Source organism: Pantoea sp. ICBG 828, assembly GCF_002928355.1.
In the GTDB taxonomy this organism is placed as follows: Bacteria; Pseudomonadota; Gammaproteobacteria; order Enterobacterales; family Enterobacteriaceae; genus Pantoea; species Pantoea dispersa.
Genome location: NZ_POWN01000002.1, coordinates 484,923 through 503,889, shown reverse-complemented (window position 1 = coordinate 503,889; position 18,967 = coordinate 484,923). Strand labels below are relative to the sequence as shown.

Sequence of the window (18,967 nt, the reverse complement as noted above, 5' to 3'; positions counted from 1 at the left end):
GGTTAGCGCAGAAAATAATAGCGAAACGCAAATACTGCCCAATATACCGCGTTCAGACCTAAATAAGCCCAGCACCCCCAATAAGCCACAGGCTCGCGACGGGTGCGCAGTTTAGGTAAGAAAGCCAGTAAATAACCGGCTGCAGCAATAAGCGAAACGAAATAAAGTAGTTTCATGCGCTCTCCTGAATTTATTATCGTCTGATAAGCATAGTCAGGATAAATAAGGTTGGGGATAGCGCAGGACATTCTTATCGGTGGCGATGGCAAAGATAACCGACGTCAGCCAATCAGCGCTTTAGCTTTAGCGCGAATCTCACTCAGTTCGTCGGCGGTCACATGGCTTTTTTTCACCACTTTTCTGGCGCGCCAGTCGATTGAGGTGACCTGATCGGCCAGCGCCACACTATCACGGCTACCGGTAAGGGAAACTTCAAAAGGATAGCCTTTGACTTGGGTGGTACACGGGACGCACAACAACATGCCAACCTTGTTGTTATAGGCAAAGGGACTCAGCACAACCGCAGGACGATGGCCGCCCTGTTCATGGCCGAGGGTGGGATCAAAATCCAGCCAGATGAGATCGCCTGCATCGGGAACAAAACGTGACACCATCAGATTCTTTCCTTGCCCACTGAAGGTCCAAAATCAATTTTATCATGGACGTTATCGTCGGTGATCTCGTCCAGCAGAGCGTCCAGTGAATACACCTTTTCCCTAAGCGGCACAAGGATCAGCTTGCCATCTTCAACGCTGAGTTCCAGTTTATCGTCCACGCTAAGCGACGCGGATTGCATCACGCTGGATGGAATGCGAATCGAGGGACTGTTGCCCCATTTCTTTAAGGTGACGGTCGTCATAACAGGCCTCCGAAGAATGTGTATACATTGTATAGCCGTGATGATGTTGATACAACGTATAAACACCTTCAGCCTGACATGTTAAGAAAGCGGCAGGATTCAGCGCGCCGTTAACTGTTGCAGCGCCGCTGCGCTGGCGGCATCATCCGGCACATACACCAGCAGGCGGTCGCCGTTGCGTGACGCCGACCACCAGTTGTTCTGGCGCAGCGTCATTTCGCCCACTTCGGCACGGTAAAAGCGTTTCACGCGGTTTTCGACCTTGCCCAGTTCGTAGCGCTGCCAGGTGTGCGCGAACTCATCGGAACTGTTCAGCAATCGCGCCAGGAAGCTCTCCCAGTGCGGATCGCCCAGATGCTCGCCCATCTGACCGCGAAACATCGCCACCATCTGTGGCATCACTTCGTCCCAGTCGGTCATCACATTGCGCCAGCCGGCATGGTTGAACGCCAGCCAGATACAGTTGCGATCTTCCGGCGCGATCTGGGCTAAATCGACGCCCATCAGCGCACACCACGCCTGGTTATAGCCAAGGATATCGAAGCGCGGCGTTTCGATGATCGCCGGTAGCTGAATGGCATCCAGCATTTGCTGATTATGTCCGGCGAGTTTGCAGCAGGCAGCGGCGACGCGCGTCGATGGCAGGGTGTGTCCGGCCAGCGAAAACAGATGCTGTGTCTCAACATCATTGCATTGCAGGGCGCTGGCAATGGCCGTCAGCGTTTTGGTGGAGGCTTTGATATCGCGCCCCTGTTCCAGCCAGGTGTACCAGGTGACGCCGACATCCGCCAGCTGCGCTACCTCTTCACGGCGTAAACCCGGCGTGCGGCGCTGACGCATACGCGGTAAACCGAGGCGGTTAGGATCCAGGCTCTCACGGCGCGTACGTAAAAAAGTACCGAGTAATTTACGGTTGTTCAGCTCAGCGGGGGTAAGGGTTTGCGCGGTGCTCATCAGCAGCTCTCCAGACGAGACGGGTAGAATTTATACCATGATAATCAAGAACTGGTACCCGTTTAATGGTTAGGTGATGCTATGCCGTAGTGAAACTAAAAACAAGGTTAACGCTATGCAGACATCGCAACTTCAACGTGCAGGACTGGTGGTCCTGCTGGCCGGGCAGCTATTGCCGATGATCGACTTTTCCATAGTCAACGTCGCGCTGGATGCGATGGCGCAATCGCTGCGTGCCTCGCCGATCGCGCTGGCGCTGATCGTGGCGGTGTACGGTATCGCTTTTGCTATTTGTCTGGCGATGGGCGGACGCCTGGGCGATAACTTTGGCCGCCGTCGCGTGTTTTTAGCCGGCGTCTGGATCTTCGGCATTGCGTCATTATTGTGCGGCATTGCTAACAGCGTCGGCATGCTGATGTTTGCGCGCGCGCTGCAGGGCGTCGGCGCCGCTTTTATGGTGCCGCAGATTCTTGCCACGCTGCACGTTACGCTGCAGGGCAGGGCGCATGCGCGGGCCATTGGTCTGTACGGCGGTATCGGCGGGCTGGCTTTTATTATTGGCCAGGTGCTGGGCGGTTTTTTGATCAAAGCTGATATTGGCGGCTACGGCTGGCGCAGCGTGTTTCTCATCAACCTGCCGATCTGCCTGTTTGTCCTGCTGACCGCGCGCCGCTTCGTGCCGGAAACGCATAACCTCAAGCGCGTGCCGGTGGATGTGAGCGGTACGCTGCTGCTGGCTGGCGCGATCGGCTGTCTGATGCTGGCACTCGCGCTGGGGCCGCTGCTGCACTGGTCGTGGCCGTGCCTGTTACTGCTGGCGCTGTTTCCGTTGTTTCTGCATCGGCTGCGTCACAGCGCGCTGCGACTGGAAGCCGCAGGCGGATCGCCGCTGCTGCCGCCCTCGCTGCTGCGTCTTTCCAGCGTGCGTTTTGGTCTGACGCTGGCGGTGCTGTTCTTCTCCTGCTGGAGCGGCTTTATGTTCGCGGTGGCGCTGACGCTGCAATCCGGCATCGGCATGACCGCTTTCCAGTCCGGCAACGCGTTTATTGCCCTGGGCGCGGCCTATTTTATCGGCTCAATGCGTACTACCCGCATGGTTGAGCGTTATGGTAAACGTGCCACGTTACTGTCTGGCTGTGCAATTCAGATGGTCGGGCTGGTGGCGCTGATCGCGACGCTGCAGCTGGCGTGGCCGCAGGTGGGCATTGTTACGTTGATTCCGGCTACCGCGCTGATTGGCTTTGGCCAGTCGTTTATTGTCAGCACCTTCTACCGCATTGGCATGAGCGGTGTGCCGCATCATCAGGCCGGCGCAGGCAGTGCGGTGCTGTCCACCGTGCAGCAATCGGCGCTGGGACTGGGACCGATGCTGCTCGGCGGCGTGTTCACCCAGATCAATCAGCATGGTAATCATCTGGCAGCCATCAGCGGTACGCTGGCGGTGGAGTTGCTGATGATGGCACTGCTGGTGGTGCTGACCAGCGTCAACCGTCGGACGTTCCAGCCGGTGACGGCTGAAGGCTGACGCCGGAGGGAAAAAGTCAGCCCGTCTGGTCACCGTAAACGCTGATCCTGCAAGGTAATAACAGGTTTTTGGGCCGGGTGCGCATTGATGCGCCCCGGCACCTGAAAACTGCGCAGCGCTTACTTTTCCGCCAGGCGTAAACCACTTTCGGCATCGAACAGATGGATTTTTTGCGGATTGAAACCGATGCGCAGCGTCGCACCACTGCCGGCCGCATGCCGTCCGGCCATCTGCATGTGCAGCGCATGACCTTGCCAGTCAAGGTGCAGCAGAGTTGATTCCCCGGTAATCTCCACCACGTTCACCCTCGCAGGCGCGCCGTCCTGCACTTCGCACAAATCGTGCGGGCGCACCCCCAGCGTCACGGCAGCGCCTTCACGTTCCCGCGCCACCGCCTGCCACTGCGCGGGCAGCGGCTGCCACCAGTCCTGACACTGCACGCCCGGCACGCCGTCATGCGTCAGCAATTGTGCCGGTAACAGGTTCATGGGCGGCGAACCAATAAAACGCGCCACAAAGGTATCTGCCGGACGATCGTAGATCGCCAGCGGTGCGCCCTGTTGCACGATGCGTCCCTCTTTCATCACCACAATCTGGTCGGCCAGCGTCATCGCTTCTACCTGATCGTGCGTGACATACACCATGGTGGTTTTGAAACGCTGATGCAGCGACTTGATCTCGGCGCGCAGCTCCATGCGCAGCTGGGCATCAAGGTTAGAGAGCGGTTCGTCAAACAGAAACACCTGCGGATTACGCACCATGGCGCGGCCCATCGCCACGCGCTGACGCTGCCCACCCGAGAGCGCGCGCGGGTAGCGCTGCAGCAACTTGTCAATGCCAAGAATCGCGGCGATGCGCGCGATTTTCTGCTGCTGCTCATCGCGGCGTACCTTTTTCACCTGCATATGAAACGCCAGGTTTTCGGCTACCGTCAGATGCGGATAGAGCGCATAACTCTGAAACACCATCGCAATGTCGCGATCGGCGGGATCGCGATCGTTAATCTGCACCTTATCCATCAGAATCGCGCCGTCGGAAAGGCTCTCCAGTCCGGCGAGCAGGCGCAGCAGCGTCGATTTGCCGCAGCCGGACGGGCCGACCAGCACGGTAAAGCTGCCGTCGGGAATGGTCAGGTCGAGCGGATGCAGCACCGACTGTTTACCGTAGCGCTTGGCCACTTTAACGAGTTCAACACCGGCCATAATTTAAAACTCCTGTGCGCATAGTTGCAGTTGTTGCCAGTCGGGATAACGACGTGGCTGCGTGCTGATTGCCAGTGAGGCCACCGCAATGCCCCATTGCAGCGCGGTGGCAAGATCCTGCTGATGCAGCAGCGCGGTGAGAAAGCCGGCGTTAAAGCTGTCGCCGGCACCGATGGTGTCGACCACCGCGACCGCGCGACCGGGCTGTTGCAGGCTGTGCTGACGCTGCCAGCAGCCCGCGCCCTGCGCACCGCATTTCACCACGCAGCCGCCGCGCCCGCTGAGCCGTTGCGCCAGCAGGTGCGCGCCGGTGTGCAGATCATCTGTGCCACTCAGCCCGAGCGTTTCGACTTCATTGAGCAGCAGCCAGTCGCACTGCGGCAGCCAGCGGGCGATCTGCGCGCGTACCTCATCGCTCCAGCCCTGCGGCGGCCAGCCGGTATCGACGGCGGTGATAAACCCGCGCTGCTGCAGTTCGGCCAGCAACTGCGGATAGTCGTCATACAGTTGCAGGCAGAGAAACGTGCCGCACAACAGCACGATATCGCCGCTGCTGGCTTGCGCCGGGAGCTGGCTCAGCACGTCCTGCGCGCTGAGCCGCACAATGTGACCGAGATTGCTGAGGAACGATCGCTCGTGATCGGAGTGCGTGACCCCAACGGTGAGCGAGGTTTCGCAGGCGTAGCGTGTCCAGTGCGCCGCGCTGTGCGGAAAATGGCTCGCCAGCCATGCGCTGAGGCCATCATCGCCCTGATTAGCGACGGCGCGATGGCGCACCTGCATCGCTTCCAGCGCCAGCGCGCAGTTGCCCGCTGAACCGCCGGGACGGAGCTCACTGTGCTGCAGCATTACTTCGGTGCCGCGCTGCGGCCAGCTGTCCAGCGTACCCATGATGACATCGACATTGATATTGCCCACCACGTAGAGCGTGGCGCGGGCTTCCTTATTGCTCATCATCCTTTGCTCCCGCCACTGGCAAGGCCGCTGACCAGCGTTTTTTGCAGCCAGATAGCGATAAAGAGAGGAGGAACCGACGCCAGAATACCGACCGCGGCAATCAGCCCATCGTCGGTGGCGCGGCCTGCGGTAAAGCCGGCAATCGTGACCGGCAGGGTTTGCGCGGCGATGTTACTGGTGAACAGCAGGGCGTAGAAAAATTCATCCCACGCCAGCAGCCAGCCAAACAGCGCCGCCGCGCCCAGCACCGGTTTCGCCAGCGGCAGCGTAATGCGCAGCAGCACCTGCCAGACGCGCAGGCCATCAAGACGCGCGGCCTGTTCAATATCCTGCGGCAGGGCATCAAACTGGTTTTTCAGCATCCAGGTAAGAAACGGCAAAATCAGCGAGCAGTACACGATGATCAAACCGGGTCGGGTGTTGAGCAGATCGAACTGCTGCAGCAGAAAGTAGAGCGGCAGCACAAACGCCACCGGCGGCACCATATAGATGGCCAGAGACGCGAACAGCCAGCCGTCACGGCCGCGATAGCGCGAGAAGCTGAACGCCGCCGGAATCGCCAGCAGCAGGCACACCAGGGTTGCGCCGGTTGCCACCAGCAGGCTATTACCCAGCGCATGCAGAAACAGTGCGCCGGGCTGGCCGGGTTCCAGCGAGATCAGCCTGTCGTAGCGGCTGAAATCCCACTGGCGCGGCAGCCACTCCAGCGGCACGCGTGTCAGATCGCTGGTGGCGCTGACGCTCATCAGAAACAGCCAGCCCATCGGTGCCACGACGGAGAGCGCCACCAGCAGCGCCGCCGCGTATTTAGCGCAGGTACGCAGTTTAACCTTCATAGGCACTTCCCCGACGGCGCTGCCGCCACAGTAATAGCATGTAAAGGGTGATCAGCACTGCGCACAGCAGTGTCATTAACATGGCATAAGCCGCACCGCTGCCGGCGCGCAGGTAGCTGAAGGATTCCTGATAGACGTAAAAGCTCAGCGTTTTGGTGCTGTCGACCGGACCGCCGCGCGTCATCACATAGATGATGTCGAAGATCTTAAAGGCGTCGATGGTGCGTAACACCAGCGCCACGCTGAGCGATCCGACAATCGCCGGAAAGGTGATGGCACGAAAACGCCGCCATGCCGATGCGCCATCCAGCCGTGCCGCTTCGTAGAGATCCTCCGGCACCGACTGCAGCGCCGCCAGCACCAGCAGCGTCACCAGCGGATAGTTTTTCCAGATGTCGGCAAACATTACTGCGTTGAGCGCGGAAGCCGGCGACCCCAGCCAGCTGCGGTAGCCATCGATTATACCCAGCTGCGTCAGCAGGGCGTTGATACTGCCGTAGTCCGGATTGAAATTGAGGCGCCACATCATGGCGTTCACAATGGTTGGCAGCGCCCACGGCAGAATCACCAGCACGCGCAGCACGTTACGTCCGGCGAATTTCTGGTTGAGCAGCAGCGCAACCAGCACGCCGATGACGCCTTCAATCGCTACCGACACCACGGTGAAGTAGAGCGTGCGCCACAGCGAGGTTTGAAAATCCGCATCGGTAATGGCGTAGAGATAGTTCTCCAGGCCAATCCATTGCGGCGCTTCACCGCCGCTGCCAATCAGCGCGGCGTCGGTAAAACTCAGCCAGATAGTGCGCAGCAGCGGCCAGGCGGTGAGCAACAGCATCACCAGTAGCATGGGTGCCAGCAGCACCCACGCCTGCCGTTGTTCGCGTTGACGCAAACTCAGCATACTGACCCCTTAACGCAGACGCGCCGCACTTTTGTCTACCGCCTGCATGGCCGCTTCCGGTGTCGCGCTGCCGACCAGAACCTGTTGCAGCTGCTGCTGCAGGGTGTTGGAGAGACGTGAGTAATCAGCGGTTTCCGGACGCGACAGCATGACATTCAGCGATTTGTCGGCAGCAGCGATCAGGCTCTCCTGATTCTTACTGACCGCGGGATCCTGATAGGAGCTTTTCCAGATCGGCAGACTGAGCGTGGCGTATTTATTCTGTTCCGGCTGCGAAGTCATGTAACTGATGTACTGCCACGCCTGCTCCGGATGGCTGCTGCCTTTGGCAATGCCCAGACCCATCGAACCGTTGACCGCGCCGAAACGATTGGGCGCATCGCCGGGTGCGGGCATGATGCCAACCTGGCCGGCGACTTTACTCTGCTTGGCATCGTTGGCCATGTTGTACATGTAGGTCCAGTTGAGAGCGAAAGCCGCATCGCCGTTGGAAAAGGCTTTGCGCACGTCCTCTTCCAGATATTCGCGCGAAGCCGGGTTGGTCAGACCCTCATCGAGCGAGCTTTTCATCAGCTTCACCGCCTGCAGCGAGGCTGGCGTAGAGAAATCGAGCTTACCGTTGTTATAGAATTTGCCGCCGAAGCCGGAGACCAGCGTGGTGTAGTCACACACCAGCGCTTCCGCCTGTGACCAGCTCCATACCAGCGGATATTTAACGATATTTTTCTGCTTAATGATGCGCGCATCATCCATCACCTGCTGCCAGGTTTGCGGCAGATCTTTGATGCCGGCTTTTTCCAGCATCGCTTTGTTGTAGTAGAGATATTTGGTGTCGAGGATCCACGGCATGCCCAGTGTTTTGCCTTTGAACACCACAGTGTTCATTGCGCCGGGGAAGATTTTCTCTTTTTCATCTGCGCTGATGCGACTGCTGACATCCTGCAACAGGTCGAACTTGCTGAATTCCGCCGGCCAGATGGCATCAAACAGCACCACATCGTAACCGTTGCCGCCCGCGCCGCGTGCCGCGACGATCTTATCGTGCAGCGCTTCGTAAGGAACAAACTCGAGATTGACCTGCACGTCCGGGTGCGCTGTCTGAAACGCCTGAGTCATGGCGCGGATATCATTTTCACTGTAGGCCGCCTGCGTCATAAACAGGGCGTTGAGCGTAGTGGTAGCCGCTGCCGCGCTGCCCGCGCAGGCGAACAGTACGGCGGCAAAACAACCTTTCATCTGATTTTTCATTGCGTTCTCGCCTTCATGCAGTAGAGGGTGTTTAATTAAATCAATTTGATTGATTTAATATCGCGCACAGATTGCCAGCGCGCAGTGGCTGACAGCAGTGAGCTAAAGCAAGGGACGTGCCAGGGCAGAAAACAACGCTGCCATCCGACACTACTTTGCACAGATTTTTGCCGCTGTCAGGTAAACAGGTTGTAAAATGTGTTGCCGATCATAGATATTGAGGCGGCGGTCCGCAGCGGTGGTTAAAAGAGGGAAGCGAGCAGGATGAAAACGTCGGGAACCAATCTGGAACATGCGCGCGCGCACAATCGCCGGGTGATTATCGAAGCGATACGCCTGCACGGTGAGCTGACCCGTGCCGAGCTGGCGCGACTGACCGCGTTAACGCCGCAAACCGTCTCGAATATTGTCGCTGAACTGGAGCAGGCGGAACTGCTCACCAGCCGTCAGCCGCGTAAGCAGGGCCGCGGTCAGCCGGCGATTCCGGTCACCCTGAATCCTGCCAGTGCGTTTTCCATCGGCATCCATCTCGACCATCAGACGCTACTGATTGTGCTGGTGGACCTGACCGGTGAAATCCATTTTCGCCGCCTTATTATGGTGCAAAAACCGCAGCCGGATGCCACATTAGCGCGCATTGCTGGGGTGCTGGCGGAGATCAAACAGCAGACCGGGCCGCGCTGGCAAAAAGTGCTGGGTATTGGCGTAGTGATGCCGGGGCCGTTTGGTGTGGAGGGTATCTCGTCAATGGGGCCGACCACGCTGCACGGCTGGGAGGATGTCGATATCGCGGCGCGTCTCGCTGAGATGAGCGGACTGCCGGTCACGCTGGAGAATGATGCCACCGTCGCGGCGATTGGCGAACGCTTTCACGGTGTGGCGCGTCATCTTAATTCCTTTATTTATCTGTATATTGGCACGGGCCTGGGCGCGGGCATCATCATGGATGGCCATGTGTACAGCGGCCATGCGCACAACGCCGGTGAAGTGGGGCACGTGGTGGTTGAACCCGGTGGACGTGAGTGTTACTGCGGCAATCACGGCTGCCTGGAGCGTTATGTTTCGCTGCAGGCCGCTTACGAATTCTGCGGGCTGGACCCAATGAGCGCGCTGCCGGAAGATTTACTGCAGGTTGATCCGGCGCTGTTTGATCGCTGGATCGATACTGTGCTCACGCCGCTGCGCCAGGGTATTAATATGCTGGAGTGTATCTTTGATGCCGAGAGCGTGATTATCGGCGGCATGATGCCTGCGGTGTTGCTGGATAAAATTATCCAGCGCCTGCCGCCGCTCTACCAATCGGTGCGCGGCCGCTATCTGACCGGCACGCGACTCAAGACCGGCATGACCGGCAGCGACACCGCCGCCCTGGGCGCAGCGGCTCTGCCAATTTTTGATGAGTTTAATCCGCAGTTCCAGGTGCTGATGAAGTGAAAAACGCGGCCAGCGTTTTACCGCATCACCCAGTGTCCGGCGCTCACTTCCTGATAATGCCGTGTTTCCGGCACAAATCCATTGGCACGCACCGGGCTCTTCAGCTCGCTGACGTCCATGTACCGTTTTAAATGGCGGCGCGCCGGATCGGGCACCGGCACCGACGCGAGCAGTTTTTGTGTGTAAGGGTGCTGCGGATTCTCAAAAATAGCCGCGCGCGGTCCAATCTCAACAATCTCTCCCAGCAGCATCACCGCCACACGATGGCTGATGCGCTCCACTACTGCCATATCATGCGAGATAAACAGATACGACAGATTCAGGCTGTGTTGCAGATCGAGCAGCAGATTGATGATCTGCGCTTTCACGGTGACATCAAGGGCGGACACCGACTCGTCGGCAATGATCATTTTCGGATCGAGCATCAGCGCACGGGCAATGCAGATGCGCTGACGCTGGCCGCCGGAAAATTCGTGCGGATAGCGTTTCAGCATAGTTGCGGGCAGGCCAACGCGCGTCATCAGTTCGGCCGCTTTGCTCTGTGCAGCGGCCTTACTGCCCAGCCGATGCTGTAAAAAAGGTTCGGTGAGGGCTTCAAGGACTGACATGCGCGGGTTAAGGCTGGCAAACGGATCCTGAAAAATCATCTGCATGGCGCAGCGCAGCTTGCGCAGTTCTTGCCGGGAGAGGGTGAGCACGTCGCTGCCGTCAAAAGCAATCTGCCCGGAGTTCGGCTGCACCAGCCGCGTTAGCGAGCGGCCGGTGGTGGATTTGCCACAGCCGGATTCGCCGACCAGCGACAAGGTTTCACCCGGCAGCAGATCAAACGAGATATTCTCCACGGCGTGCACCGCACCGGTTTTACGGCTGAACAGCCCTTCGTGAATGCTGAAGCGCGTGCTGAGGTTCTTCACCGACAGCAGCGGCGTTTGCCCTTGTGGCGTCTGCCGCGCCTGCGCCACCGGCGCTTCGCCGTTGAGCGCAAACTTACGCGGTCCATCGATGCCGCTCATGGCACCCAGCTGCGGCACGGTCGCAATCAGAGTGCGGGTATACTCTGCCGCCGGGGCTGAAAAAATCGCGGCGGTGCTGCCGGTTTCCACCATCGCGCCCTGATACATCACCAGCGTGCGGTCGGCGACTTCTGCCACCACGCCCATATCGTGGGTGATGAACAGTACGGCGGTGCCTTCCTCCTCCTGCAGGGTCTTGATCAGGTCAAGGATTTGACCCTGAATCGTGACGTCGAGCGCCGTGGTCGGCTCGTCAGCAATTAGCAGTTTTGGACGCAGCGCCAGCGCCATGGCGATCATCACGCGCTGACGCATACCGCCGGAAAAGTGGTGCGGGTAATCGCTGAAGCGTTTGGCCGCGTTGGGAATACGCACTTTTTCCAGCAGCCGGATAGTCTCCTCGCGGGCGGCGCGTGCACTGATTTTGCGGTGCGCGATCAGCGCCTCAGCAATCTGGTGACCGATAGTGAACGACGGATTAAGACTGGTCATCGGCTCCTGGAATATCATCGCGATGGCATTGCCTCGGATATCGCGCATTGCACGTTCGCTCAGCGTGAGCAAATCCACGCCGTTCAGCAGCACTTTGCCGCTGATACGTGCGTGACGACTATTCAGCAGACGCATGATCGCCATCGAGGTAACGCTTTTGCCTGAGCCCGACTCACCCACAATCGCCAGCGTTTCACCGGCCCCGAGGGTAAAAGAGACGTTTTTCACCACCTCACGCCAGCGGTCATCGCTGCGAAACGCGACGGTGAGATTTTCGATGCTCAGCACCGGCGGGTCAGCGCGATTCATTGTGCCGCCACAAAACGCGCCGAGCGGGTGCTGACCGGCACAAAGGTAAAATCGGTATCGAACGGATAAGCCGGCTGCAACTTGCGCTTGCGCACCAGCCGTTCAACATACTGATCGACCACACCTTCCGACAGCGCCATCAGGTTGGGATTGGCAATCGGCGCCAGCTCGGGTGACAGGTAACCGGATTTTACCACCACAATTTTTGCCTGGCGCGGATCGAGTCCGAGCAGGGCGAAATCCGCCAGGTTGTGATAAGGACGACGCCGATCGGCAACTACCACGGTAATGCCTGCAATCTTCAGCAGCGCCTGACGGGCAACCGAACGGGCATCATCACTCAGCAGCAGCACGTCAAACTCGCCGCTGACTTTGCCGCCGGCAGGATCCAGCGTGGCACCGATAGTCAGGGAGAGCCGTGCGCCGACGCCCGCGGCGAATGCCGCCTCCGTGGCCGGTTTATCAGTAATGCCGGCAACGATGACATCCTGCGCATTTTGCCGCAGCAGTTCGGCCAGTACATCGGCCCGATCGCCCACGCCGCCGCCAGTCGGGTTATCACCGGAGTCGGCGAGAATCACCGGTCCGCCAGGACTGGAAATCGCCATGCGTACGCACTCTTCAGTACTGCCGGTCACGCAGCCAAACACAAATTGCTCACGCGCCTGCCAGTAAGCCAGCGCCAGTTTGGCCGCCTGCTCAGACAGCACATCGGCATCGGTGCCGGTCATGATGGCTGCCGCCGTGGCGCGTGGCTCATCCGCCCAGACATAGCCAACCATCAGCGAAGCATCCCAGATATGTTCAAGTGCGTTAATCCCGGGCAGGCTGGCATACAGACTTTTGGCGGGTTCATCTTCGGTGCTGGTGCGTTCACCTGGCAGCACCACGGGGATCGGTGCCCACACCACACCCGGTCGGATGCCGCTTTGCAGGCTATTGACCAGCATTGACACGGAGCGGCGCATGGTCTCTTCCACATCGATATGGGGTGCCGTGCGGTAGGTTGAAAACATATCGATCGCGTCGATGATGCGCTGCGAGACATTGCCGTGCAGATCGTAGCTGACGCTAATCGGACAATCGGGCCCGACCAGCTCGCGCGTCGCGCTAATCCAGTCGCCTTCCGCGTCTTCCATCCCTTCGACATAAACCGCGCCGTGCATCGCCAGGTAAACGCCATCCACGGGCAAATACGCCTCGAGCCGATGGAGAAACTCCTGTTTGAAGGCATCATAGGTCACACGTGCTACTGGCCCACCGGCAATGGCACGGGCGTGAAAGGTCGGCAGAAACTCGGCCGCGTAATCCTGCAGAAAAGCGAAATAGGGATTGGTCGTCATCGTTTCACCCCGCACGATGCGGAAATCGTCGGCGTAATTGAGCACCGGATTCCAGGTACTGCATTCAGTATGAATTCCACCATAGGCAATGCGCATAACAGACTCCGCTAGTCGGGTAAGTGAACGATAAAACGGTAAGCCGCCACACTGGCTGCGGCGCGGGCCCAGCTGAACTGATCAATCGCCATGCTGGCGATGGGCGTCTTGCCCATGATTGAAGGCAACACGTGACTATCTACCGCCTGCATCACCACCGTTCTGAGCAGGCCGTCGAACGCATCCGGCTGATGGGCGATGACAATCATCTCCGGATCGTTCATCTGAATGATATTGGCAATGGCGAGGCCAAGTGCGTCACCTGCCTGGTGCAGAATGGCGATCGCGGCGCTATTGCCTTTTACCGCCAGCGCTTCCAGTTCGGCGACGCTGGTGCAGGGCAGCTGTTTGTCACGCATGCTTTCACGCATCGCAGTGAGCGACGCCAGCGTATCAAGGCAGCCGCGTTTGCCGCAGCGGCACGGACGCCCGCCCGGCTCTACGGTACAGTGAGCAATTTCACCGGCCCCACCGTGCGCGCCGCGGTGCAGCTGCCCCTGAAAGAAGTGCGCAGAGCCAATGCCGTCGCCGTGGGAAATCAGGGTGAAATTCCGTGCCTTTTTCGCCACGCCGAAAATCTTTTCGCTGACCGCCAGAGCTTTGGCATCGTTTTCCAGTGACACCTCCAGACCGGTTTGCGCGTTAAGCAGTGCCGCCAGCGGGACGTTTTTCCAGCCCAGCAGGGCAGACTGAACGCACACCGCCTGGTTTTCATCCACAAAGCCGGAAAGCGTGACGCCCAGCCCGATAAGCTGGTCGGCGGAGATGCCTTTTTGTGCAAGCAGACCGGGGATGGCGGCGGCCAGCGCACCAGCCAGCAGCGCAGGATCGGGATTCAGCGGCATGTGGGTACTGGCCAGGATGCGGCCGTGCATATCCGTCAGCACCAGATACACATCGTCACCGAGCAACGACGCACCGAGAAAATAGGCACTGTCGGCACGCATTTTTAATAACACCGAAGGCCGACCCTGACCGTTACTTTCCGGAATGCTCTCTTCAAGCAGTCCTGCGCTAAGCATCTCTTTGATTAAAGTGCTGATTGCGGCTTTACTCAGCTTCATTTTTTCCGCAATTGCCGTGCGGCTCATGCCATGCGAAGCAATTAATAAACGCAGAATTTGTTGCTGATGAGCATTAAGCATCAGAGTTCTCACGGCACAGGCTGTATTTGGCCGACATTAATCAGCCTTGAAAACAAATTCAAGCGTATTTAGTTTATTTTCTGAATGCAGATCGAATTATAAGTAAAATATATGAACTGACATCTTGGCTTTTGTTTGCAGAGTGTGCCTTATATAGCGTCGAGCCCGTTCATCTGCTGCCGTTAACACAACCAAAGCGTATGGCAGGCGATGGCGCGCATTGACGGTCAGCTGCCTGCCGGGCAATGACTCTTCACTCTTTGTCACTGATTCACTGAGGCCTTCATGCAAAGCACACTCAAGCATTTCAGGGTACTGACACTTGCCGCGGGTATTCTGGCGTCGTTTTCCAGCGCATCGGTTTTGGCTGCTCAGCTGGTCATTATGCAAAACGAACCGCCGCGCAGCATGGACCCGGGCAATCAGACCGCGACCTTTACCGGCACGGTGCTGGACCCGATGTATGAAGGCCTGACGCGGCTCGGTGACGATGGCAAAATCATGCCGGCCCTTGCGCTCTCCTGGCATGCCGACGACAGCGGACTGCACTGGGAATTTACGCTGCGTCCCAACGTTAAATTCCACGATGGCACGCCATTTAATGCCGATGCGGTCGTTGAAAACTTTCAGCGTCATCTGGATACGAAGCGCGGTCTTGCCGGAAGTGGGAAAATTCGCACCTTTATTCAGGACGTGCAGAAAAAAGATGACTTAACCGTCACCTTTACACTGAAGAAAATTAATCCGGCGTTTTTAACCGTGCTGGCCTCCGGTCCGGGATTAATGGTGAGTCCACAAGCTGACAAAGCCGGCACGATCAATAATAAAGCCGACGGTACCGGACCCTATAAACTGGCGCAGTATAAATCCGGTGAATTTGTCCTGGAGCAGAAGAATCCGGACTATTGGGGCAAGTCTGCCGGGCCGGACGAAATAAAATGGACCTGGAGCAGTGAGCCGTCAGTCATGAATATGGCGCTGCAATCCGGTCAGGTCGATATTATTAACCCGGTGCCGCCGCAATTTGCCGGCATGTTAAAAAATAATCCCGGCGTGCAGTTAAAACAGTCGCCGGGCGCGGCGGTATTCTGGATCGATCTCAATACGCAGAGTAAAGCCCTCAGCGATGTCAGAGTACGCCAGGCGCTGAACTTCGCGACCGACCAGCAGGCGCTGGTAAAAGCGGTGATGTTTGGTTATGCGCAGCCGGCCAATTCCCCACTGGCGCCGGTCGATGCCAACTACGACAAAGCGTTGCATGACTATCCATATGATGTGCAGAAAGCCAAAGATCTGCTTAAGGCAGCGGGCTATGCCGACGGCTTCGCCATGTCGATTGCCGTGCAGGCACCTGACGCACGTACCGCGCAGGTTCTGCAGGGTATGTGGAGCAAAATTGGCGTCAAACTCAGCGTGCGCCAGATGGAGAGCGGCGTATGGGCCAAAGCGGCGTTTGCCGATGCCAAAGAGAAAGCCGCGCAGGGTACGGACGCGGTGCTGGCGTCCTGGTCCTCGGGGCTGTACGGCTCGGATCTGCAGTTGCGTCCGCTGTATCACAGCAGCAGCTTTGCGCCCGGCGGGGCTAACCTCGGCTTCTTCAGCGACAAACGTACCGATGAGCTAATCGATAGCGCCGCCTCCACGCTCGACGATGCCCAGCGCAAAGCGCTCTATTTCCAGGCACAGCAGCGGATCAGCGGACTCGCCCCGCAGGTGCTGCTCTACTATCAGGACGATCTGTATGCGACGCGCAAAAATATCAGTGGCGTGACAATGCAACCGGGCGGCCAGATTGTGGTCCGTGATGCCGTGAAGAAATAGTGCTGATGGCTGATTGATATGAAAGCGTATGTCGCAAAAAAGGTGCTCTCGCTGCCGTTAATTATCTTCGGTGTGTCGATCATCGTGTTTATCGCCATCCGCGCGTTGCCGGGCGATCCGGCACGCCTGATGGCCGGCCCGGAAGCGCCGCAGGAAGCGGTGGACAGTATGCGCGTGCGCCTCGGGCTGGATCAGCCTTTGCCGCTGCAATACGTCAGGTTTGCCGGTGAAGCGCTGCATGGCAATCTCGGGCTGTCGCTGCAGTCGCAGCGTCCGGTGATGACCGAAATCAGCGAACGCCTGCCGTACACGCTGTCGCTGGCGGCGCTGGCGTACCTGCTGGCGATTGCCATCGGCGTGCCGGCGGGCATGACCGGGGCCATTTACCGGCAGCGCATTCCCGATCAGATCGTCATGGTACTGACCATTGCCGGTGCCTCGATTGCGAACTTCTGGCTGGCGTTGCTGGCGATGAACTACTTTGCGGTACAGCTCGGCTGGCTGCCGCTACTCGGTGCTGATTCGTGGCGCAACTATGTGATGCCGACCGTTACGCTGGCGATTCTCCCGATGGCGATGATTGCGCGGATGACGCGCTCCAGCATGCTGGATGTGCTCAGTCAGGATTACATCCGTACCGCCAGAGCCAAAGGGTTATCGTCGGCCAGCGTTAACTGGAAACACGCGCTGCGCAATGCGCTGATACCGATTGTCACCATCGTCGCGCTGAATTTTGGCAGCCTGATCGGAGGTGCAGTGGTGACAGAGTCGGTGTTTAACTGGCCGGGTATTGGCCGCCTGCTGGTGGATTCGGTGAAATACCGCGACTATCCGGTGATTCAGGGCGTAACGTTAGTGGCGGTAACCGGCGTGGTGTTGATGAATCTGGTCGGTGAGATAGTGATTGGCTTGCTCAACCCGAAAATAAGGTTCGACTGATGAACAGTTTCGACACGTCTCTCCAGCCGCCGCCCGCGCGCCGCCGCCAGATCGTGAGGTTTTTGCTTGGCAACCCTTCCATCACGACCGGAGGCGGGCTGGTGCTGCTGGTGGTGCTGGCTGCCCTTTTTGCACCGCTGATCACTCACTGGGATCCCATCGAGCAGGATCTGTTGAACACGTTGCAGGCACCTTCCGTTGCCCACTGGTTCGGCACCGATGATTACGGCCGCGATATTTTTGCCCGCGTCATTTATGGCGCGCGCATCACGCTATTTGAGGTGAGTCTCAGCGTGGCCATCTCAATGGCGATCGGCATTCCTCTGGGCATCATCTCGGGGCTGGCTGGACGCAAAATTGATGCGCTGATCATGTGGCTGATGGATATTATTTTCGCCTTCCCCGGCATCGTACTGGCGATTCTGATTGTCAGCGTGCTCGGCGAGGGGCTGACAAACATGCTGATCGCCATTTCGTTGTTCTCGATCCCGGTGTATGCACGTCTGAGTCGCAACCTGACGCTGGGACTGAAAAATATGGAGTATATCGAAGCGGCGCATATGCTTGGCGTGCGATACCCGCGCATTATCACGCACTATATTCTGCGCAACGCCATTGGCCCGCTGATTGTACAGTCGACGCTGACGGCTGGTGCGGTGGTGCTTTCTGCCGCCAGTCTGTCGTTTCTCGGGCTCGGCGTGCAGCCGCCGATGCCGGAGTGGGGCACCATGATGAGCGATGGCCGCAACTTTCTCGGGCTAAATATTTACGTCTCCCTATTTCCCGGACTGGCGATTTTGATTACCGTGCTCGGTTTTAATGTGCTGGGCGACGGCCTGCGCGATGTAATGGATAAACGTTTATGACTCACCCGCACTCAACCGTGATCTGCCTCGATTTGGGCGGCTCCTTTATTAAGCTTGGCGTGATGGATACACAGGATCGGCTAACCCTGCTCGATCAGCAAAAAATCCCGGCGACGGACTGGCAGGCTTTTTGCGCCAGAGTCAGCGAGATGATCGCCGGGCAGCATAACCATTTCAGCAGCCAGGCGGCTGTCGCCATCTCCACGGCGGGCATTGTGGCACCGCAAACCGGCGAAATGTTTGCCAGCAACATCCCGGCTTTTCACCGGCGTAATCTGGCGCGGGAACTGGGTGAGGTGCTGCAGCGGCCGGTGATCGCGCACAACGACGCCGACTGCTTTGCCCTGGCCGAGGCGCTGGCCGGCAGCGGCAAAGGGCACAAAGTGGTGTTTGGCGCGATTCTCGGTTCCGGCGTGGGCGGTGGTCTGGTGGCGGACGGCCGCATTATTACCGGACAAAACGGCCTGACCGGCGAATGGGGCCACGGGCCGATTACCCTCACGGAAGTGACGCTGGCGCATCGTCGCGTGCGCGTGCCGCGCCAGGCGTGCCCGTGCGGCCAGACAGGGTGTCTGGACACCTACGGCGGCGCGCGCGGACTGGAAACGCTGCATCAGGTATTGCACGCTGAAAGCGCCAGCAGCGTGGAAATCATTGCTCGCTGGCAGCAGGCAGAAGCGCGGGCGCAGCAGACGATAGAAGCCTGGCTGCAACTGGTAAGCGAGCCGCTCGCCTACACCATTAACATTACCGGCGCGTCGCGGGTGGCGGTAGGCGGCGGCCTGGCTTCGGTCACCCCGCTGATTGCTGCGCTTAATGATGCGGTGCAGCGCTGTGTGTTGCGCAGCACAGCGCATGCGCTGGTGGTGCCGGGCGAGTTTGCCCACCAGGGCGGCATGGTGGGCGCGGCGCTGCTGGCGCGGCAGGCGCTCAGCGCGTCCTGAGCTTTTGCCCTTTCGCCCGTTGCAGGCGCTTTTCGGTTACCGTGTTGCGCTCAAGACTTCGTTGAACCCGATTCAACCTTAAA

Annotated in this window: 18 protein-coding genes; 6 read left to right on the top strand and 12 right to left on the bottom strand. The window is 58.6% G+C overall.

All coding sequences use genetic code 11. The features are described from left to right. Positions 1 to 2: 2 nt before the first annotated feature. The 4 genes from C1Y43_RS23920 to C1Y43_RS06740 all read right to left on the bottom strand — a co-directional run bounded on the left by C1Y43_RS23920 (position 3) and on the right by C1Y43_RS06740 (position 1,813). Entirely contained in the window at positions 3 to 176 is a 174-nt protein-coding gene (locus C1Y43_RS23920; RefSeq protein ID WP_021508895.1) for a hypothetical protein, read from the bottom strand. 105 nt (positions 177 to 281) lie between these two features. Then, positions 282 to 614, bottom strand: a complete 333-nt coding sequence (mazF, locus tag C1Y43_RS06750; RefSeq protein ID WP_058781048.1) for an endoribonuclease MazF — start codon at positions 612 to 614, stop codon at positions 282 to 284. Then, complete coding sequence (locus C1Y43_RS06745; protein WP_058770344.1) at positions 614 to 859, bottom strand: AbrB/MazE/SpoVT family DNA-binding domain-containing protein; 246 nt, start codon at positions 857 to 859, stop codon at positions 614 to 616. The genes mazF and C1Y43_RS06745 overlap by 1 nt, the downstream gene beginning before the upstream one ends. A gap of 99 nt (positions 860 to 958) precedes the next feature. Further along, positions 959 to 1,813 carry a helix-turn-helix transcriptional regulator gene (locus C1Y43_RS06740; RefSeq protein ID WP_058770343.1) on the bottom strand — a complete coding sequence of 285 codons (855 nt, stop codon included), beginning with the start codon at positions 1,811 to 1,813 and terminating at the stop codon, positions 959 to 961. A 115-nt stretch (positions 1,814 to 1,928) separates the two neighbouring features. Here C1Y43_RS06740 and C1Y43_RS06735 point away from each other — a divergent pair, with 115 nt between their 5' ends. Then, positions 1,929 to 3,338: an MFS transporter gene (locus C1Y43_RS06735; RefSeq protein WP_104187580.1), complete on the top strand. Its 1,410-nt coding sequence runs from the start codon at positions 1,929 to 1,931 to the stop codon at positions 3,336 to 3,338. 119 nt (positions 3,339 to 3,457) lie between these two features. Here C1Y43_RS06735 and C1Y43_RS06730 read toward each other — a convergent pair whose 3' ends face one another. The 5 genes from C1Y43_RS06730 to C1Y43_RS06710 are packed head-to-tail and all read right to left on the bottom strand — an operon-like array spanning position 3,458 to position 8,482. Next, positions 3,458 to 4,540, bottom strand: coding sequence for an ABC transporter ATP-binding protein (locus C1Y43_RS06730; RefSeq protein WP_104187578.1), 1,083 nt, complete (start codon positions 4,538 to 4,540; stop codon positions 3,458 to 3,460). Positions 4,541 to 4,543: 3 nt separating this feature from the next. Next, on the bottom strand, positions 4,544 to 5,494 hold the full coding sequence (locus C1Y43_RS06725; RefSeq protein ID WP_369974303.1) for a carbohydrate kinase family protein: 951 nt from the start codon (positions 5,492 to 5,494) through the stop codon (positions 4,544 to 4,546). Then, positions 5,494 to 6,333: a carbohydrate ABC transporter permease gene (locus tag C1Y43_RS06720; protein WP_104187574.1), complete on the bottom strand. Its 840-nt coding sequence runs from the start codon at positions 6,331 to 6,333 to the stop codon at positions 5,494 to 5,496. Before C1Y43_RS06720 ends, C1Y43_RS06725 begins: the two co-directional genes overlap by 1 nt. Then, entirely contained in the window at positions 6,323 to 7,234 is a 912-nt protein-coding gene (locus tag C1Y43_RS06715) for a carbohydrate ABC transporter permease (RefSeq protein ID WP_021508901.1), read from the bottom strand. Before C1Y43_RS06715 ends, C1Y43_RS06720 begins: the two co-directional genes overlap by 11 nt. A gap of 9 nt (positions 7,235 to 7,243) precedes the next feature. After that, positions 7,244 to 8,482, bottom strand: a complete 1,239-nt coding sequence (locus tag C1Y43_RS06710; RefSeq protein WP_104187573.1) for an extracellular solute-binding protein — start codon at positions 8,480 to 8,482, stop codon at positions 7,244 to 7,246. Positions 8,483 to 8,746: 264 nt separating this feature from the next. Here C1Y43_RS06710 and C1Y43_RS06705 point away from each other — a divergent pair, with 264 nt between their 5' ends. Beyond that, complete coding sequence (locus tag C1Y43_RS06705; protein ID WP_058759002.1) at positions 8,747 to 9,916, top strand: ROK family transcriptional regulator; 1,170 nt, start codon at positions 8,747 to 8,749, stop codon at positions 9,914 to 9,916. 17 nt (positions 9,917 to 9,933) lie between these two features. Here C1Y43_RS06705 and C1Y43_RS06700 read toward each other — a convergent pair whose 3' ends face one another. From C1Y43_RS06700 to C1Y43_RS06690, 3 genes are read right to left on the bottom strand one after another with little or no spacing between them, the layout of a single operon-like run. Continuing rightward, the gene (locus C1Y43_RS06700; protein WP_104187571.1) at positions 9,934 to 11,730 is read right to left on the bottom strand and encodes an ABC transporter ATP-binding protein; all 1,797 of its coding nucleotides are present in this window, start codon (positions 11,728 to 11,730) and stop codon (positions 9,934 to 9,936) included. Further along, the gene (locus C1Y43_RS06695) at positions 11,727 to 13,169 is read right to left on the bottom strand and encodes a M81 family metallopeptidase (protein WP_104187569.1); all 1,443 of its coding nucleotides are present in this window, start codon (positions 13,167 to 13,169) and stop codon (positions 11,727 to 11,729) included. The genes C1Y43_RS06700 and C1Y43_RS06695 overlap by 4 nt, the downstream gene beginning before the upstream one ends. Positions 13,170 to 13,180: 11 nt before the next feature. Beyond that, the gene (locus C1Y43_RS06690; RefSeq protein WP_059009283.1) at positions 13,181 to 14,314 is read right to left on the bottom strand and encodes an ROK family transcriptional regulator; all 1,134 of its coding nucleotides are present in this window, start codon (positions 14,312 to 14,314) and stop codon (positions 13,181 to 13,183) included. A 285-nt stretch (positions 14,315 to 14,599) separates the two neighbouring features. On the opposite strand from C1Y43_RS06690, the gene C1Y43_RS06685 reads away from it, so the two are divergent. The 4 genes from C1Y43_RS06685 to C1Y43_RS06670 are packed head-to-tail and all read left to right on the top strand — an operon-like array spanning position 14,600 to position 18,884. After that, positions 14,600 to 16,135, top strand: a complete 1,536-nt coding sequence (locus tag C1Y43_RS06685; RefSeq protein WP_059009281.1) for an ABC transporter substrate-binding protein — start codon at positions 14,600 to 14,602, stop codon at positions 16,133 to 16,135. An 18-nt stretch (positions 16,136 to 16,153) separates the two neighbouring features. After that, positions 16,154 to 17,074, top strand: a complete 921-nt coding sequence (locus C1Y43_RS06680) for an ABC transporter permease (protein WP_021508908.1) — start codon at positions 16,154 to 16,156, stop codon at positions 17,072 to 17,074. Next, positions 17,074 to 17,940 (top strand): ABC transporter permease, encoded by an 867-nt coding sequence (locus C1Y43_RS06675; RefSeq protein ID WP_021508909.1) that lies wholly within the window; start codon positions 17,074 to 17,076, stop codon positions 17,938 to 17,940. The genes C1Y43_RS06680 and C1Y43_RS06675 overlap by 1 nt, the downstream gene beginning before the upstream one ends. Beyond that, a complete protein-coding gene (locus C1Y43_RS06670) occupies positions 17,937 to 18,884 on the top strand; it encodes an ROK family protein (RefSeq protein ID WP_104187567.1) in 948 nt (315 codons plus the stop codon). The genes C1Y43_RS06675 and C1Y43_RS06670 overlap by 4 nt, the downstream gene beginning before the upstream one ends. The last annotated feature ends 83 nt before the right edge of the window (positions 18,885 to 18,967 follow it).

What these genes read in the sequence shown, in the direction of transcription:
- C1Y43_RS06715 (WP_021508901.1), bottom strand. Translation starts at nt 7,234, where the DNA reads ATGCTGAGTTTGCGTCAACGCGAACAACGGCAGGCGTGGGTGCTGCTG.
- C1Y43_RS06695 (WP_104187569.1), bottom strand. Translation starts at nt 13,169, where the DNA reads ATGCGCATTGCCTATGGTGGAATTCATACTGAATGCAGTACCTGGAAT.
- C1Y43_RS06680 (WP_021508908.1), top strand. Translation starts at nt 16,154, where the DNA reads ATGAAAGCGTATGTCGCAAAAAAGGTGCTCTCGCTGCCGTTAATTATC.
- C1Y43_RS23920 (WP_021508895.1), bottom strand. Translation starts at nt 176, where the DNA reads ATGAAACTACTTTATTTCGTTTCGCTTATTGCTGCAGCCGGTTATTTA.
- C1Y43_RS06670 (WP_104187567.1), top strand. Translation starts at nt 17,937, where the DNA reads ATGACTCACCCGCACTCAACCGTGATCTGCCTCGATTTGGGCGGCTCC.
- C1Y43_RS06710 (WP_104187573.1), bottom strand. Translation starts at nt 8,482, where the DNA reads ATGAAAAATCAGATGAAAGGTTGTTTTGCCGCCGTACTGTTCGCCTGC.
- C1Y43_RS06730 (WP_104187578.1), bottom strand. Translation starts at nt 4,540, where the DNA reads ATGGCCGGTGTTGAACTCGTTAAAGTGGCCAAGCGCTACGGTAAACAG.
- C1Y43_RS06675 (WP_021508909.1), top strand. Translation starts at nt 17,074, where the DNA reads ATGAACAGTTTCGACACGTCTCTCCAGCCGCCGCCCGCGCGCCGCCGC.
- C1Y43_RS06745 (WP_058770344.1), bottom strand. Translation starts at nt 859, where the DNA reads ATGACGACCGTCACCTTAAAGAAATGGGGCAACAGTCCCTCGATTCGC.
- C1Y43_RS06735 (WP_104187580.1), top strand. Translation starts at nt 1,929, where the DNA reads ATGCAGACATCGCAACTTCAACGTGCAGGACTGGTGGTCCTGCTGGCC.
- C1Y43_RS06725 (WP_369974303.1), bottom strand. Translation starts at nt 5,494, where the DNA reads ATGAGCAATAAGGAAGCCCGCGCCACGCTCTACGTGGTGGGCAATATC.
- C1Y43_RS06740 (WP_058770343.1), bottom strand. Translation starts at nt 1,813, where the DNA reads ATGAGCACCGCGCAAACCCTTACCCCCGCTGAGCTGAACAACCGTAAA.
- C1Y43_RS06720 (WP_104187574.1), bottom strand. Translation starts at nt 6,333, where the DNA reads ATGAAGGTTAAACTGCGTACCTGCGCTAAATACGCGGCGGCGCTGCTG.
- C1Y43_RS06690 (WP_059009283.1), bottom strand. Translation starts at nt 14,314, where the DNA reads ATGCTTAATGCTCATCAGCAACAAATTCTGCGTTTATTAATTGCTTCG.
- C1Y43_RS06685 (WP_059009281.1), top strand. Translation starts at nt 14,600, where the DNA reads ATGCAAAGCACACTCAAGCATTTCAGGGTACTGACACTTGCCGCGGGT.
- C1Y43_RS06700 (WP_104187571.1), bottom strand. Translation starts at nt 11,730, where the DNA reads ATGAATCGCGCTGACCCGCCGGTGCTGAGCATCGAAAATCTCACCGTC.
- C1Y43_RS06705 (WP_058759002.1), top strand. Translation starts at nt 8,747, where the DNA reads ATGAAAACGTCGGGAACCAATCTGGAACATGCGCGCGCGCACAATCGC.
- mazF (WP_058781048.1), bottom strand. Translation starts at nt 614, where the DNA reads ATGGTGTCACGTTTTGTTCCCGATGCAGGCGATCTCATCTGGCTGGAT.